Genomic DNA, 15793 nt, shown 5'->3' on the forward strand with positions numbered 1-15793 from the left:
TGCAATTATTAAAATGATTATGAATGTTTTCTTCAAGTTAACACCTCTCTCAAAAAATATAAATATCCTACCAAACCACACAGGTTTAATACACTTAGAAACCCCTTTTTATTACGCTATGACAGTATAGACGTTAGACATTTTTTAAATTTCAATTTATTGGTATCTGATCCAATATCAACATTTCTGTTACTCAGCTAATCTGCTCGTTAGTTGAACAAATAAAAAACGGCTGCCGAAGCAACCGCTATTCCACTAACGTGTCCCGCTAGGTTAAATCAAGACCCTTTAAAAACCAATAAATCTTTTGTGTTAATTTGTTTAATATCAGAAATTTGCCCACTTGTAAGCATCTCATAAAGACCGTCAGGAACAAGTTTATACTGAAGGTTTTCTTCAAAATCATCTAAGTTCTTCCAAACAGCTATAAACTTTTTGTCCCCCTCAATCCCTTCAAATTCATTCTTGTTATAGTTATCCATTCGACTAAAGCTCGCTTCATAAATAAAATCATATTCATGTCCAATTTCTCCGTACCAAGGGAAGATGTGCTCGATAATCCCTATCAATTTTGGTTCAATAATATCAATATTAATTTCCTCTTTTACTTCTCGTATTACAGCTGATTTACTATCTTCTCCATACTCAATCGTGCCACCAACTGGGCGAAATGTAATGATACCTTCTTCTTCCGGGAATTGTTCAAGTAATATTGATTCTCTTCTTTTAATAATGCAAAGTGAACACGCTCTATATCTCAAATTTTTCACTCCTCATAGTATCTTTTTTTCAAATATATTCCATATAAGCATTGTGTTATCCTGCCCGTTAGTTGAGAAACAGCAGCCCATCAACTTGGCTGCCGTTTATTCATGTTATTGCTCTTTTAAGTTATAAAAATTAAAATATCATCGGGTTCAATCAGTGAAATATTGTTTTCCATATTATATCGGACACGCTTCAAGAACTCCCTAGACCAACCATCGAGTGCTTCAATGTTTCCGTTTCGATAGAGAGCTGAATAAAGAATAACTTGTCTCAAATCCATAAATAGTGGTAAGTCTCTTAATAATCTTATATCAATCGTATTTTCTTTTTCGTAACCTTCCAAGAACGAAGTTAGATACCTTTTCACAAAAGTTGGAACATCTTCATCTGGACTAGGCACTGCAATACCATAGAATAAGTTAACAGAAATATCTTGCGTGAACCATCCGTATTGACATTCATCAAAAGCAAATACAGTGATGCTTACATTTGGTTGAACTGTGTAGTTACCAAAACAAAAATCACCATGAATAAGTCCAAAATTTTCACTATCACGTGATAATTTGTGGACCCCTCTGCATCAAGGATTCAAAATGAGCAATTACAAGGTTCTGGGAAGACGGAATATAAGTTATGAATTCTTGAAGATAACTATTTTTTTGCCAGTCGTATCGTGTTATCTCGGCTGTACTAGGAACATATTTTTTAGCTAGTTCGTGAGGCACCAAGACCTTTATGGAATGCTACAACAAAAAAACCATTCATCTTTTCAATTAGCTCACCGTTACTTGATTTCAGTGGATAGGATATTCTATTTGTAAATAACTCCCACTTAACCTGCCGTTAGCTGAATGATGAATTATTAGTATTCAATGAGTATCTTGTCGATTTCTGCAATTTCGCTGATCTTTGATATACCATCGCCGTTTCCTTCAAACAACTTGAGGAAGCGTTCACGCTTACTTTTAATGCTCGCGAGTTCTTTATCAACGGCAGACTCGATGGAGCAGGCCAACAATCTGCGCTTTCAGGCATTGATTTTTTTCCATAATAGGTTATTTTATAGAAAGCTTAGCGATAAGCAAGTTCCTGACACGAAGGGAGATGTGTTTTAATGGCAACTACTTATATGGTGGTTTGGTCTTAAAACTGAATAGTAGGCATACGCGAAAAAAGCGGGGAAACGCCCCTATTATTTGGTATGCCATCCGAAGTAACCTTTCGTGAATATTGCTGTTTGCAGGATACGATGAAGGTCGTGTCTTTTTTGCGTCCTGATGCCGCGTGACAGCAGCTTCTTTAGAGGCTGCTTGTCCGTGGCATTTTTGCGTCCAAAAACAACATTAAAGGAGCTAACAAAAAAACTATGATAAATCTGAAAACCTATGGATATACAGAAACAGAAGCAATTCCCAACGGATTATTGCCCGGCAGGGTGACAGAGCTTCGGCGCGAGCGCTTCACGGTCATGACCGAACGCGGCGAAGTAACGGCGGTGCTCAAAGGAGCATTCTATCACAGCGTGGAAACACGCGTAGATTTTCCGTGCGTCGGGGATTTCGTCTTGCTGCGCTACAACGAGAGCGGAGATTCGCTCATCGTTACGGTACTGCCCCGTCGTTCCAAGTTCTCACGCGCAGATTACTCAGGGCATGCCGTAGGCTACGCCAAAACCGTGCGGGAACAGGTCGTTGCAACCAACTTTGACTATGTGTTCATTCTTTCTTCTTTGAATTGGGATTTCAACATTACCCGCCTCATGAGGTACCTGACACAAGTTAGTCAGAGCGGCAGTCAGCCAGTCGTCATTCTGACCAAGGCTGATCTCGTTGAAGATTATAATCTCCCGCTCGCAGAAGTTACACAAAGCATCCCTAATGTGCCAGTTCATGCGATCTGCAGTCATACCGGCCTGGGGCTGAACAAACTCGCTACCTACTTGATGCCAGGTAAAACAGTCGTCTTTCTCGGCATGTCCGGCGTTGGTAAATCATCTCTGCTCAATGCATTGATAGAACAGGACGTAATGAGGGTTCAGGCGATCCGAGAGGTTGATAGCCGGGGGCGGCATACGACAACGCACCGTCAGCTGTTCATGCTCCCCTCCGGTGCGATGGTCATCGATACGCCGGGAATGCGGGAGCTCGGGCTTTTTGATGCCGGCGAAGGCATAAGCGCAAGCTTTACCGATGTGGAGGAATGGTTCCCGCAATGCCGGTTTACAGATTGCGGCCATCAGGGCGAGCCGGGCTGTGCCGTTCTCGCCGCGCTTGCCGACGGTTCGTTACCGCGTGAACGGTGGGAGTATTATGTTGCCCAGCAGCATGAGCACAAGTATGTCCAGGACAAAACAAGCTACCTCATCGACAAAAGGGCTCGAAATAAAACGATAGCTATGTCAAGCAAGTAAACGAAGAAAAACGGAGGATGGAAGAAATGAATATTAAATTTGAAACACTGATCTATGCCTTAAGCCGACAGTTCAAGAAGGATATTATCTCGGCTGACTGCCAAACCATGCCGTTACAGGGCGGAACTGTGGGAAATGTGCATCTGGTAAACGGGATCGCCGAAACCGCGGATGGTGAAAAAATACCGTACCGTATGGTGCTGAAAATTCAAAAGAAATGGGAACGTTACAACGATCCGGATTCCTGGCGCCGGGAGTATGATCTCTATATGTCTGACTTGGGAACGACGTTCTCGGATACCTTCCGCTGGCCAACATGTTACCATGCGGAGATGAATGCCGAAGAAAATGAATTCCAGCTGTGGCTGGAATATTTCGATGGCTTAACCGGTTTAGACTTAACTGGTGACATGTATGAACAGGCTGCACTGGAGTTAGGACGCTATCAAGGCAAGCTGTATGCGGAGAAGCCTGCTGTGCTGCAGAGCCTGACCAACCTGAGCCATACGAATCTCATGAAGAATACGTATCTGCATTACCGGTCGTGGCCAGTCGTCTACGATTATATACGCTCGGAGAACTGTGAATTCCCGCAGCACATGCGGCAAATGCTCATTGACATCGATGAGCACGCAGATGAGATACTCGCCCGCATCGAGCAATTGCCCCTAGTCCTATGCCACAGGGACTTCTGGGTGACCAACCTGATCTATGCCGACGGGAAAATCGCACTCATCGACTGGGATACATGCGGTTGGGGCTACATGGGCGAGGATCTCGCAAGCTTGATTGCGGATGAAGCGGATATCGATCACATGGTCGAATACTACCATCGATGTGTCCCTGCGTATTACAAAGGTTTTTCTGAGTATGCAGATGCATCCCCTATCGCCGATAATTGCGTCTTCGAATTGATCCTTCTCATATTCGGGTACAGGCTTGTAGAGTGGTATCTCCACACAGAGGGCGATGACGAGAAAACAAAGTGTCTTCATACGCTCCAAAAAATCCATGAAATGAAGACCAGCCCTACGCAGGGTTGACTCTAAAAAAGAACTCCGAAACCCCTTGAATATAGTGGGTTTTCGGAGTTTCTTTCATTACTCTCATTCGGTGAATCGACAATGGAAATAAAGTCCTAGACTGTCACTACTCCACTTAACTAACGTGTTCTGTTAGCGAACGGGACTCACCATATAACAAGATACTCTGCTCCTTGATCGTATACAGGGTGAACAGGTCTAATTGATTTTCCGTCCAGACGGATTCGCGCTTTGTTCCCCACCATAAGCCACTGCCCTTTTCACCATTCAGCATATTAATCGTAAGAAAGGCACCCTCAAGCATATCGGTGTAGAGGTTGGGTATTTGTCTATCGACGGATCTTTTAAGAAGGGATGATCTATAATTGGATCTCTGTTTGTTTAAAAGTTCGATTTCATTTTGGCTTAGGCCCTCTCCAATTACGACGAGAAAATCCAAATCCCCGTATCCCGGGGATAAATCATTGTGTATGGCCGAACCGTAAAGGTAAATGCTTTGCAACTTTCTATTAAGTATGGCACGGATATCTTCCACAAATATGGACAAAGATAGCTCAAGTGTTTCGTCTTCAAAGGATTGGATAAACAATTCAATCGCTCCATTTTGAATTTCTATTTTGAGTAGCGTTCACGTAGTTATATAGCTGCGATCACTCATAATAACCCAGTAATGATTATGGGTTGGTATCCGTTAAACTTTCGCCTTCTTTAGATTGTAACAGCATGATATCAGCCTCTGCTACGGCATTACGAAACAATTCGTCTGTCAATTCGATGCGATCTACTATATCTTCTATGGTTTTTACACCATATAACTTTTCCAAGGTTAGTACCACTTCGACAGGAAAATCCCGAGACGCATGAATCAAGAAGCTGTCAGCTTGAAATGGTGTATAGATGATCCGAAGTACATCTACAAGTGGATTCACAACATATTTATGATAGTAAATCAACGACTCTAAAAAAAGCCCGCGTTTTGTATATTTGACAGCCCGGTTCCTTTGAATGTAAATACCCTGAGCACGTATCAATTGTGATTGAAGTTGTGAATGGTGAGTCATGTGATCAACGTTTTGATATTTCACGATACCTATCTTATCTATCAATATAACTGGTACGACGGTTTTGTCTTCGTTAATGAATAAAACAGGGACACTCTCACTTTGGATCGTCACGTCGATTAAAAGACTATCTGATGACTCCTGTAGGTGGTAAACCTTGTAGCGGTTATTTGTGGGTCGGCCAGTTTCTTCATAGGCAATATCTACTTTTCCTAATCGATGCATACAGGCATCCAACCGGGTAAATGCAGCATCTATGCAGCCTTCTTTCGTATAGCACACCAAATCGATATCAGAATACTCGTCCAAAGTTTTAGTACCATCTGAACCCTCTAGCCAGATAGCTAAAATATAATCTTCAATTCCAAGGTCTGATACAATTGCGTTTAGAATGGTCTCACGGTTAATCGTCATAGCTAAACCTCCCATGTATTTTCATCTAATAATAGTTTTATCACCGGTTTACTCCTGTCATTTTGGAAAGTTTCCGTTTTAAACTCTCTTTTTTAATAATTGAATCTTTTCAAATAATCACTAATTATACTCTGATCCTGATGCCACCATATCATTGGAAAATCATATTTTTTTGCAAATCCTAACTTTTTCGCTAGCTGTATCGATCGTTCATTGCCAGCGTCCACAATTATAATTCGGCACTAGATTATGGTTCAGACAATGTTCGATAAATGCTACACCCGTGAGTGTTGCTAGCCCTTTATTCTGGTATTCATCAACGGTTACGATATCGATATCCGCATACCCTCCACCTACAAAATAAGAATTGCAAACACTTGCAAAATCATCATCCATCACAAGACAGTAACCAAACCCTCGATCCGAAAAGTGTTGTGCCGAACTCCATAGCGAATCATAAGAAGCGTCCATTTCATTTTTGTATTTATCGAATAGCGCTTTATCCATCCGTTTCATAACAAATTGTTCTGGTAATGCGTTAGTTTTTTTTGTTGGAATTTGGATCGATCGAATGTGGATCGATCGAATGTAAAAGAAGAACGGTGCAATAATACAGTCATTCCCGCTAAACTATCGCTAATTTGAAACAGTAGTTCCGGTGTTGAAGCATAAAGATCGTAGTATTTTGAATGATTTTGTTCATATCGCAACTACATCACTCATGAAGCATTCATTGTCGCCCCTCTTAACCAAAAGATACTGTCCATATGAATTGATAATAAGACTGCAGGTAGGATTTTCGTTATGATCAACGAACACTTTTCCAGATTGATTTCGCTCAATTACGGAATATGCAAACACAGGTTTATATGCTAGATTTTTCAACAATGGCAGAACGTGAGCGTAGTTTTCTTTAGATAATTCTATCATTTCATCTCTCCCTTCAAATTTCATCTTTAAATAAGTTCCTTGTTAAATTAACCTGAACGACAGTTGAACAAATAAAAACGGCTGCCGAAGCAACCGCTATTATACTAACCTTCCCCGTTACCGGAATGTGTCATCTCGAGCATAGTAATTCAAACTTCATCTTCAAATATACTTTTTAAAATCAAATCTGCGCATTCTTCGGAAGTGTTTAAATGTGTGTTGACTTTACAATTATACCGGATACCTTTTGCCATGATTTTGTGTTGCCAATCAGATTGGTCCTCGGTTCTATTTTCTCGTGCAATATTTCTCTGACGGCAAATGTCTAAAGGGCAAAACACTTCAACAATGTATAATGGGTAACCAGAAAATATATTGTTCACTTTTTCATAATGCGGTTTCAACTCAGGCCTTTCTACCATAATGCCATCAATAAGTACATTTTTACCATGGTCAGAAAATAATTTGGCTGTATGATACATCATGACAATTGCTTCACTTAAATACTTCCAATAATCTTCACGAAAGATAACGTTCACCTATCATTTCTTCAAAAAGGTCATTGGCAACAACATAAAAAAATTCATGCGATTTTAACTGTAAAGCATCTACTATTGATGTTTTTCCAGAACTCGTCACACCGTTTAAAAATACGATTCTACCCTTGTTCATCCTGTTAATACTCCTTATCAATTCAATTAATTTCATTTTAATATTTAAACTTTAAGTCTGGAAATAAAAAACAACTATAATTGAACTATACTACCGTAAGTGAACAAATAAAAAACGGCTGCCGAAGCAACCGCTATTCCTCTATCGAGTCCCGTTAGCACAGCGAAGTGTTGTTACTGCACTAAACTGAACAATTATTAATCATCGAAAAAATACTAAGCACCAAATTGTCTTAAATGATGGTCTAGATGTTTATAAATCCCTTTACCCCATTGCTCAGGAGTAAACTTTCCAAAAAAAAGGATGAGGATGGGATGAACATTTCTCCGGACCGTTACTTTGGAAAGTTAAAATCTTGTGTTTCAGTTTTTCTTTTTCTGTCATAAATTCTCTTTCATCTACAATAAGTATGGTCGGAATTGTTGACATATTGTGTGGTACCGGCTTGTCATTATAGAAAATAGAATTCACAAACCTTCCTATTAACCTTCCTAGCCAATATCTAGGGGGAAAGGAATTTCCCAATGCGATATCTTGAAATGCTGAGCAGTGAGCCAACATTTGAGCAACATTCATTGTTCCCCATTGTGGTTTTGAATTTGGACTTAAATTCTCGATACGGTTCAATATTTCTGCTGTATGCAATTCATTATATATATTTTCCACTGGCACGCTCCATTAAATTTATCTTTTGCTCACTATCCTGCCCATTAGTTGAACAAATAAAGAACAGCTGCCTAAGCAACCGCTATTCTACTAACGTTTACCTATGTCGTCCCTCATCAACCCTATTCTTCGCCACTACTCTTATATCTTCGTCATCATCGTTCAATAAAATAGTTAAAACTCGAAATGTCGCTTTTTTGTTATAGACAATTCGTTTTCTAACTGAGCTATCTAAATCTTTTGCCAGTTTCATTTGTAAATTTTCTGGTAGTCGATTTTTTGTAGCAACATTAAATCTAACCCTTTCATCTGCATCGTCAGCTAGAATTTCCATAATCTCAATAGGAATTGATTTATTATGTGCTACCCATTCACGCATTTCAGGGTACGTTTCAATTACTTGTAACCAAACCTCAAAAGGTGCTTCATTCCATTCAGCCTTCAGATATTCCTCCATGTTATCACTAAGCCTTAACCTTACAAATTCTTCAGCCGAATTAATCATCATTCAACCCCGATAAACAGATTTATTCACATTTTAACATAAAATTTAGTTCAACTAACCTGCCGTTAGTTGAACAAATAAAAAACGGCTGCCGAAGCAACCGCTATCGGTTAACTTTCATCTTTGAAATGAAAATGTTCATGATGGATCGTATCCATTCCAACCAACTTACTACTCTTTCTATGGTAATATGCGAAGTTTTCATTTAGCGGCATTCGAAGTAATTGATAATTGTGATCTCTTGGCAAAGCTTCGACTTCTTTAATGGCTAACTCACGTGTGGTATAAATACCGATTGGAAAGAAATTCGGAAAATCAGTTGAAGCATCAGCAACGAAAATCCCCCAACCATAATCATTTGGCATATAATTCACCCGTCTCCTTTATCGCTCAATAAGACAATTTTCCTCTTTCGCTTTTCTTATTTATCTTCTTTTGGCATTGGCAATGGTACTTTCCAATCCAGGTCATAGCTCTTTTTTGCCAATTCTGAAGTAAGACTGAGCTTTTGAGGGAGCTCTTTCATTTCATCACTTTGCAATTTTATTCGGATATGGTTTCTGCCTTGTTCATCCTTTCCCATCATTTTAAAATCTCCACCTGTTACATTGAATATTTTGCCCTTTTCATCTTCTATAGTCCAACCAAAACGATTAATAATTTTATCTGTGTCATCATCCATTAAAATCGTATCTGCTACATTAATATATGATATATCCTTTAAATAAGCCTCTAGCAAAATAGTAGCGTGCTTCTCATTCTTTGGAGATGCTTCATTTAATGGTTCGTCAAAGGTTACAGACATGATCTCAATCGTTTTGCCATCCTCATCTACTCTTACAGGTTTTTCGGCAAGCTGTTTTGGCTCAAATGATACACCTAGCTCATACGGTTCTGTTTTTTCTAAAGAATCCAATACTAGTGTATATTGATGATCAGGAGACAGTGGAGCAAATCCATACTTCCGATTAGAATGACCGTATTCTCCCACAGCCTTGCGTGGAATATCAAGCGCCCTAGTTAAATCTTTTACTTTCTCTCCTTTTTCATTTTCAACATGAAAATTCAGTTTATAATCATCATAGCGAACATAAGGATCAACTGAATCTAGTTTTCCTTTCACTTGTTTACTTTCCTCTACTAATCTTTTCTTTGCCTCTTCCGTCCATTTCGTTTCATAATCCACACGGGCAGCAGTCGGTGAATGCATAATGCTATTTAGATTGATTTGCAGTCCCTGTGGTGTAGTATACGTTTTATCGATTGGTAGCACCTTGGATGCCTTAATTGCTTTTTCTATATCAATAGGAATCTGTAAGGCCCAATTTCCTTTAACAGAGTCGATCTGATTCCCCTCAAACAGTAATAAAAGGTTTTGTTCTTCTGTTTCCCCCGGTTTTTTTAGAGTGAGATATCCATAATTTTCTTGGATTTCTACCATATACGTTTTAGTCTCTTTAATTACATTCCCTTTCAAATCTGTTACCTCTACGTTACTTATGTGAAGCTTATCCGGATGAATAAAGTTCTTTTGCTGATCCTTGATCGAATAAACAGCCACAATTCTCATCGGATCAGCCAATATCTCCTCTATTTCAAGAGTATAGCCCCGATCAGTAACAGAGGCATTTACCTTCTGTGAAAAACCTTCCTGTGCTGCATATTGCAGTTCTTTATCAGAACCATTAAATAGCGATTTAACATAGGCCGCAAAGGTAGGACTCACCGATATCGTTAGAAGCAAAGCGCAGCTGATTAAGACAGGAAGTACCAAAGTGCTTAGTAAACGCGACCTTTTTCTTTTATAGACTACCACTTGGTCAGGAATCACAAAACTAGGCTGATCCAATTCTCCAGCAACATTTTTTAGAGTTTGTGCAATTTGTTTGTCAAGATTAGTCATGCATGTTCACTCCCATCTCGGTAAATACCTGTGTTTCTTTGTTAACTTGTATTTTTTCAGCAATTAAGTTTCTGGCCTTATGTAGCCTTGATTTTACCGTCCCCTCAAATACACCAAGGATTTTTGCAATTTCAGCTATACTAAACTCCTCATAATAGTAAAGAATAACTACAGAGCGATGTTTCAGTGTCATCATCTGAATCGCTCGCCAAATCTGTTGCTCTTTCTCCTTTTGAAGAATACTCTCCAATGGGTTTTGCCCAGGGTCAATAGAGTCCATATATTCTTCCGTATTTTTCTTTCTACGTACCATATTAAGTGCACGATGTGTCACAATTTTTATAAACCAAGCTCGAAACGATGTTCCTTTTCGTTTATCATATCGATAAAGTGATTTATAAGCTTCCCATAGTGCTTCTTGAACGGCATCCTGAGCTAGATGATAATCATGGACGATCAAAAAAGCGACTCGAAATGCACTAGTTAAATGAGGTTGAACAAGTGTTTCAAAATCAACTGAACCTCCTTCCTTGGGTATTGGAAAATGATGATTTTCTTTCACTTAAAAGACCTCCTCGTTTTTCCTTTCACTTCTTATTCACCAGTTCTCGTATTTTGGTTCATAAAAAGAGGAGAAAACTTTTCCCGTTTTGTTCAAAGCAAAACCATATAGCGGCTTGATGTAATCCTTGATGACACGGTCAGCATGTTGTTTATCCATGTTTTAAAAGCTCCTTCTTATCGGTGGCACTTAAATATATACTGCAGCAAAAACGAAAAAGGTTGGGAGTTTAGGAAAAATTTATTCAACTAACCTGCCTTTTAGCTTAATGCCGTTCCCAATCAAGTTCTAGATTAGGTTTCTCATCAAATAAAAAAAGACCGTTTCGGTCTTTTGTGCAACTTGGAACACCCCAACTCATGTTACAATACAACCTGAACTCATACTTTACGAAGGCGGTTGATACTGTTGATTTACATCATCAAATTTGTATACAGCTTTGTGCTTCCTCCAGGACTTTTCATCCTACTTCTGCTCGGTCTTGTCATTTGGTTATGGAAAAAGAACCGTCGTCCTGCGCTTGTCCTGCTTGGCGTTACACTGCTTATGTATTTCTCCATGACTTCCTTAGTCAGCGATGCGTTAATCGGAGGTTTAGAACGAAAATATCCTCAACCGGATACATTACAAGGAGATGTCATCGTTGTGCTTGGTGGAGGCGCAAGCTCTGGGACACCGGATATTGATGGCGAGGGCAACTTATATGGATCAGCAGCGAATCGGCTAATTACAGCTGTACGACTACATAATACAAGTGGTTTACCCATCCTATTCTCTGGTGGACAAGTCTTCTCCGACAGCGGTAATGAAGCGGATATCGCCAAAAGACAACTCCTTGGACTCGGTGTCCCCGAAGAGGATATCCTGACCGACAATCAATCTCTTAACACGGAGCAGAATGCTCTAAATACCGCCGCAATCCTACAAGAGAAGGGACTTAAGCGTCCTGTACTAGTCACATCAGGGTTTCATATGCCCCGCTCGATGCAGCACTTCAAGAATGCAGGGCTAACAGCGCAAGCTTTTCCTACAGATTATATCGCCAGCGCTGAATTTTCGTTGCAACCCTCAAAGTTCACTCCTTCGCCAGGAGCCATCTCGACTACAGGCACAGCCTTGAAGGAGTATTTAGGTCTTCTTGTTGCTCATCTATTTCATTAGATCTGTGAATTTTGCATTTGTTACCCCTGCAAGAAGCTGCGGTGATACATCCATTTGTTGACCAATTTTTCCGGCGCTAACGGCTATCGTTTCCTGACTTTCTGCGCTGCTATCAATGAACGTTGGATATAGCTTTTTCATACCGACTGGTGAACATCCACCACGGATATAACCCGTCCACTGCTGCAAGTCCTTCACTGGCAGCATCTCAATCTTTTTCTCTCCGGCGGCCTTGGCCGCCTTTTTGAGATCCAGCTCCTCTGCAACCGGTATAACAAATACATAAAGATTTGCTCCGCTATGAGCGACCAGAGTTTTAAAAACCGTCTCAGCCGCCTTTCCTATCTTCTCCGCAACTGCTGTACCATGGATTAGTCCATCCTCGTTGTCATAAACAAACACTTCATATCCAATTTTCTTCGCATCTAGCATTCGCATCGCGTTGGTTTTGGTTACTGCCATATCTGATCTACCTCTCTTTAATCTATTCGATACTATATGGTCAAAGAGGCCCCAAAGCCAACATGGCTCACAGGACCTCTTATTGCTGCGTTCCCATTAATCTCTGGGATAATTAACTTGCATAATATCCATAAACGGAACTTTTTCGATACCTTCGTTTTTACTGATGTGTACTTTTCCAGTCCGCGAGTCCATTTCTACAATCGTTCCGCGCACCTGTTCTTCTTTTCCCCATACGGTCAATAAAATCTCAGAACCTTCTTGCTTGGCTTCAACTAACTGATTGCCTAGCTCCTCAAGTACAAATTCATCTCTTGTGGGCCGCTTGGCTACTTTTGCTTTTGCCACTCTACTCCTCCAATAAGCGATTACAGGTATTAAGTATTTTAAAATACTAAGTATGAATGCTCTCGTTTATTATAACATGTTTCAGTTTAAGGCTCGAACCCCTTCTGGCTCAAGAAAAGCTCATCTTCACTAAAAACACTCCGGAGTCCATCGTACACCCTGTGATAAGCCGCCGGATCGTACCAATCTTCCAATTGCAGCTCTTCATAAAGAGAGTAAATACCTAATCTCCGTGTCCGTTTGCCCCCACTGCCATCCCCCATAAAATAATCGTCGATACAGACTCTATTCACCAACCCCCTTAGGATCTCTGGAAAAGACGTGCTGCTCGGCAATACCGGAGCGATGGTAGCTTGAACAGGAATGCCCGCTTCACGCAGTAATTGCAGTGTCTTAAATCTTGCAGATATGGGCGGAGCACTTGGTGTGAATTTTTTGCGAATATCTTCACGATCCGTCTCTACAGTCATACTCACGCGAACCTTGTCTCCTAAGCGTAATAATAAATCTATATCTCTACGTACGAGCGGACTGCGCGTCTGCACGAACAGAAAATCGGGCGGGGTCTCCACCATAACCTCCAGCAAAGCTCTTGTTACCTGCTCCTTGTGCTCAATCGGTTGGTATGGATCTGTGCTAGAGGACATAAAGATGGAGACCGGTCCTTTGGACTTTGCTTTCTGGAGTTCTTTGCGTAAGATAGCTGAAGCTTCTAGTTTGACATCTACCCACGTTCCCCATTCCTCTTGGCGAAACAGTGAAACGGGCATTTGACGCACATAACAATAAGAACAGCCATAAGTACAGCCGATATATGGGTTTAAAGAATGACTATATCCGTTCAGATAACCCGTCCCTTTATTTAGTAAGGTCTTTGGGGTTTTGTAATGGATCTCAATATTCATAATTCTTGAGCAATCTTTCCACTTTCCAAATTAAGCAGCCTAGTCTTCATCTCTAATCCCCCGCGGTAGCCAGTTAATGTTCCATTCTTGCCAATGACTCGGTGGCAGGGCACCGTAATTAGTATCGGATTTGCACCTATGGCCGTCCCTACCGCGCGTACTGCAGCAGGCTTTTGAATATGTGTGGCGATGTCCGAATAAGACCACGTTTGTCCATATGGGATTTCACATAACGCTTTCCACACCGCGAGTTGAAATGGAGTCCCACGATAGTCAAAAGGAATGCTGAATGCCTGCCGTACCCCTTGCAAATATTCGATCAGTTCCTGTACAAATGGAACCATTTTCTCATCGTCCTGTACCAGTTTACTTTCAGGAAATCTACGGCTGATCCAGTCACTCATTTCTTCGAATGGCTTCTGCTGCGACCCCACATAACTTAATCCTTTCTCCGACGCTGCGATATAGAAACTCCATTCCTTATAAGCTAGCAATGTCCAGTATATGATTGCATTTTGTCTACTCTCCATTTTTCTGTACCTCCAAGAATAATTCAGAATGATTCGTTAATTCTAATTTGTTAAGCTGCCGATACTGCGTTGGGGTGTGCCCCGTCTTTTTCTTAAATAAGGTAATAAAATACGACGTATTTTGCAGACCCACATGTATTCCAATATCAGCTACAGCCCGATCCGTGGTAACCAAATATTCAGATGCCTGATCGATTCTCTTTTGCTGTATATAATCCACTGGAGTGATTCCCGTTACTTTCTTGAAGGTTCGATGGAGATGATAAGGGCTTCCATGACAGACTTCTGCCAGCGTTTCAAGAGTAAGAGGTTCATGATAATGTTTGTCGATATATTCAGTCATTACAGCCACCCATTCCTTATCCGGCAGCCGCTCACCCGTCGGTTTGCATCTTTTACAGGGACGAAATCCAGATTCTAATGCTTGTTCTGCATTTTGAAAGATGCGTGCATTCTCACGATTAGGTGCTTTGGACTTACAGGAAGGTCGGCAAAAGATTCCCGTAGTCTTCACAGCATAAAAGAATTTTTCGTTATAAGCTGCATCATTTTGCAAAATAGCCTGCCATTGCTCCTCAGTCATCTTTTCCACTTCTCCACTCTTATCCATACGATTCACCTCTAAACCAAGTATACCCCGCTTCAGGGTCAGTTGTACTCATTCTAGAATGTAAAAGCAAGATAGTGAAATACAAGAATGGTGAGATTGCTCGTAATTACACTTTGTTTATCGAATCCGCACTTCCTTTGTCAGCCTTGCAGGGAGCAGCAATTGAACAACGAATTACTCATAACATGACTACCTGAACTGGAGGAATCAAAATGGAAATTCTGAAAACAAAGGATGCCGCAGAGCTGCTGTCCGTTAGCCAGACTACGATCAAACGTTGGGCTGCTATGTTCCCTGATTTTTTTCCAAAAGACCGGTTTGGCCACTATACATTCTCAGAGCAGCAAATCAGCTTGCTTAGTCATATTAAAGACCGCATTAATCACGGAGAACCACTAGAGAGTATTCAATTAACTGACTCGAATGAAAAACAGATGTCCTCATCACCGCAAGATCCACTTCATCCCACAGACGCAGAGCCTATGCAAGATATATTATCCCGGATTCATTATATTGAACGTACACTCGATCAAAAAGCCGACGAAGTAGTCATGATACAGTTGCTTCAACAGCGTGAGGAGCTTGAGGATCTGCGGATAATGATCAAACAATTAGCGGCAACCCTAGAACCCATGCAAGGTTCAAAAGGCAACGCCTTCACATCTAATGAAGCTTCCCATCCCGTTACTACTGCAAGGTTGCCCTCTCCACCAAGAAAACGTGGCCTATTACGCTCATTCTTTTTCCTGTAAGCCTGAAACACAAAAAGAACCCACTTCTAACTAACGTTGAAGTAGGTTCTTTTTAAATATCGTAGGACATGGATGACAAAGTCAGCGATTA

Annotated in this window: 18 protein-coding genes and 3 pseudogenes; 4 read left to right on the forward strand and 17 right to left on the reverse strand. The window is 40.7% G+C overall.

Annotated elements, in window-relative coordinates:
• Nucleotides 1–278 precede the first annotated feature (278 nt).
• Nucleotides 279–761, reverse strand: a complete 483-nt coding sequence (locus tag ACWNM1_RS18565; RefSeq protein WP_449602144.1) for an NUDIX hydrolase — start codon at nt 759–761, stop codon at nt 279–281.
• Nucleotides 762–886: 125 nt separating this feature from the next.
• Nucleotides 887–1306: pseudogene (locus tag ACWNM1_RS18570) on the reverse strand (phosphotransferase); the annotation flags it as partial.
• 828 nt (nt 1307–2134) lie between these two features.
• On the opposite strand from ACWNM1_RS18570, the gene rsgA reads away from it, so the two are divergent.
• Together rsgA and ACWNM1_RS18580 are read left to right on the forward strand one after the other, a co-directional pair.
• Nucleotides 2135–3178: a ribosome small subunit-dependent GTPase A gene (rsgA, locus tag ACWNM1_RS18575; RefSeq protein ID WP_449602145.1), complete on the forward strand. Its 1044-nt coding sequence runs from the start codon at nt 2135–2137 to the stop codon at nt 3176–3178.
• 26 nt (nt 3179–3204) lie between these two features.
• Complete coding sequence (locus ACWNM1_RS18580; protein WP_449602146.1) at nt 3205–4221, forward strand: phosphotransferase; 1017 nt, start codon at nt 3205–3207, stop codon at nt 4219–4221.
• 115 nt (nt 4222–4336) lie between these two features.
• Here the strand turns inward: ACWNM1_RS18580 and ACWNM1_RS18585 are convergent, their stop codons facing one another.
• The 10 genes and pseudogenes from ACWNM1_RS18585 to ACWNM1_RS18630 all read right to left on the reverse strand — a co-directional run bounded on the left by ACWNM1_RS18585 (nt 4337) and on the right by ACWNM1_RS18630 (nt 11093).
• The gene (locus ACWNM1_RS18585) at nt 4337–4810 is read right to left on the reverse strand and encodes a hypothetical protein (protein ID WP_449602147.1); all 474 of its coding nucleotides are present in this window, start codon (nt 4808–4810) and stop codon (nt 4337–4339) included.
• Between the two features lie 85 nt (nt 4811–4895).
• Nucleotides 4896–5696: a hypothetical protein gene (locus ACWNM1_RS18590; protein ID WP_449602148.1), complete on the reverse strand. Its 801-nt coding sequence runs from the start codon at nt 5694–5696 to the stop codon at nt 4896–4898.
• A 210-nt stretch (nt 5697–5906) separates the two neighbouring features.
• On the reverse strand, nt 5907–6308 hold the full coding sequence (locus ACWNM1_RS18595) for a GNAT family N-acetyltransferase (RefSeq protein ID WP_449602188.1): 402 nt from the start codon (nt 6306–6308) through the stop codon (nt 5907–5909).
• Nucleotides 6309–6775: 467 nt separating this feature from the next.
• Nucleotides 6776–7298 (reverse strand): annotated as a pseudogene (locus ACWNM1_RS18600) (phosphotransferase-like protein).
• A 215-nt stretch (nt 7299–7513) separates the two neighbouring features.
• A pseudogene (locus ACWNM1_RS18605) lies at nt 7514–7964 on the reverse strand (DUF1569 domain-containing protein).
• 97 nt (nt 7965–8061) lie between these two features.
• The gene (locus ACWNM1_RS18610) at nt 8062–8472 is read right to left on the reverse strand and encodes a hypothetical protein (protein WP_449602149.1); all 411 of its coding nucleotides are present in this window, start codon (nt 8470–8472) and stop codon (nt 8062–8064) included.
• Nucleotides 8473–8579: 107 nt separating this feature from the next.
• A complete protein-coding gene (locus ACWNM1_RS18615) occupies nt 8580–8834 on the reverse strand; it encodes a hypothetical protein (protein WP_449602150.1) in 255 nt (84 codons plus the stop codon).
• 56 nt (nt 8835–8890) lie between these two features.
• On the reverse strand, nt 8891–10372 hold the full coding sequence (locus tag ACWNM1_RS18620; protein ID WP_449602151.1) for a DUF4179 domain-containing protein: 1482 nt from the start codon (nt 10370–10372) through the stop codon (nt 8891–8893).
• Nucleotides 10365–10934, reverse strand: a complete 570-nt coding sequence (locus ACWNM1_RS18625) for an RNA polymerase sigma factor (protein ID WP_449602152.1) — start codon at nt 10932–10934, stop codon at nt 10365–10367. The genes ACWNM1_RS18620 and ACWNM1_RS18625 overlap by 8 nt, the downstream gene beginning before the upstream one ends.
• Before the next feature lie 36 nt (nt 10935–10970).
• Complete coding sequence (locus tag ACWNM1_RS18630) at nt 10971–11093, reverse strand: hypothetical protein (protein ID WP_449602153.1); 123 nt, start codon at nt 11091–11093, stop codon at nt 10971–10973.
• 249 nt (nt 11094–11342) lie between these two features.
• Between ACWNM1_RS18630 and ACWNM1_RS18635 the strand changes: the two genes are divergently transcribed.
• A complete protein-coding gene (locus ACWNM1_RS18635; protein WP_449602154.1) occupies nt 11343–12095 on the forward strand; it encodes a YdcF family protein in 753 nt (250 codons plus the stop codon).
• Here ACWNM1_RS18635 and ybaK read toward each other — a convergent pair.
• From ybaK to ACWNM1_RS18660, 5 genes are all read right to left on the reverse strand, one after another.
• Complete coding sequence (gene ybaK / locus ACWNM1_RS18640) at nt 12084–12557, reverse strand: Cys-tRNA(Pro) deacylase (protein WP_449602155.1); 474 nt, start codon at nt 12555–12557, stop codon at nt 12084–12086. The genes ACWNM1_RS18635 and ybaK overlap by 12 nt on opposite strands.
• Nucleotides 12558–12653: 96 nt before the next feature.
• Nucleotides 12654–12905 (reverse strand): YolD-like family protein, encoded by a 252-nt coding sequence (locus tag ACWNM1_RS18645; protein ID WP_042189285.1) that lies wholly within the window; start codon nt 12903–12905, stop codon nt 12654–12656.
• An 86-nt stretch (nt 12906–12991) separates the two neighbouring features.
• Nucleotides 12992–13810, reverse strand: a complete 819-nt coding sequence (locus tag ACWNM1_RS18650; protein WP_449602156.1) for a radical SAM protein — start codon at nt 13808–13810, stop codon at nt 12992–12994.
• Nucleotides 13807–14340 (reverse strand): methylated-DNA--[protein]-cysteine S-methyltransferase, encoded by a 534-nt coding sequence (locus ACWNM1_RS18655; RefSeq protein ID WP_449602157.1) that lies wholly within the window; start codon nt 14338–14340, stop codon nt 13807–13809. The genes ACWNM1_RS18650 and ACWNM1_RS18655 overlap by 4 nt, the downstream gene beginning before the upstream one ends.
• Nucleotides 14330–14950 (reverse strand): bifunctional transcriptional activator/DNA repair enzyme AdaA, encoded by a 621-nt coding sequence (locus ACWNM1_RS18660; protein ID WP_449602158.1) that lies wholly within the window; start codon nt 14948–14950, stop codon nt 14330–14332. Before ACWNM1_RS18660 ends, ACWNM1_RS18655 begins: the two co-directional genes overlap by 11 nt.
• Before the next feature lie 212 nt (nt 14951–15162).
• Here ACWNM1_RS18660 and ACWNM1_RS18665 point away from each other — a divergent pair, with 212 nt between their 5' ends.
• The gene (locus ACWNM1_RS18665; RefSeq protein WP_449602159.1) at nt 15163–15702 is read left to right on the forward strand and encodes a MerR family transcriptional regulator; all 540 of its coding nucleotides are present in this window, start codon (nt 15163–15165) and stop codon (nt 15700–15702) included.
• Nucleotides 15703–15793 lie beyond the last annotated feature (91 nt).

The organism is Paenibacillus sp. Marseille-Q9583, from assembly GCF_976954365.1.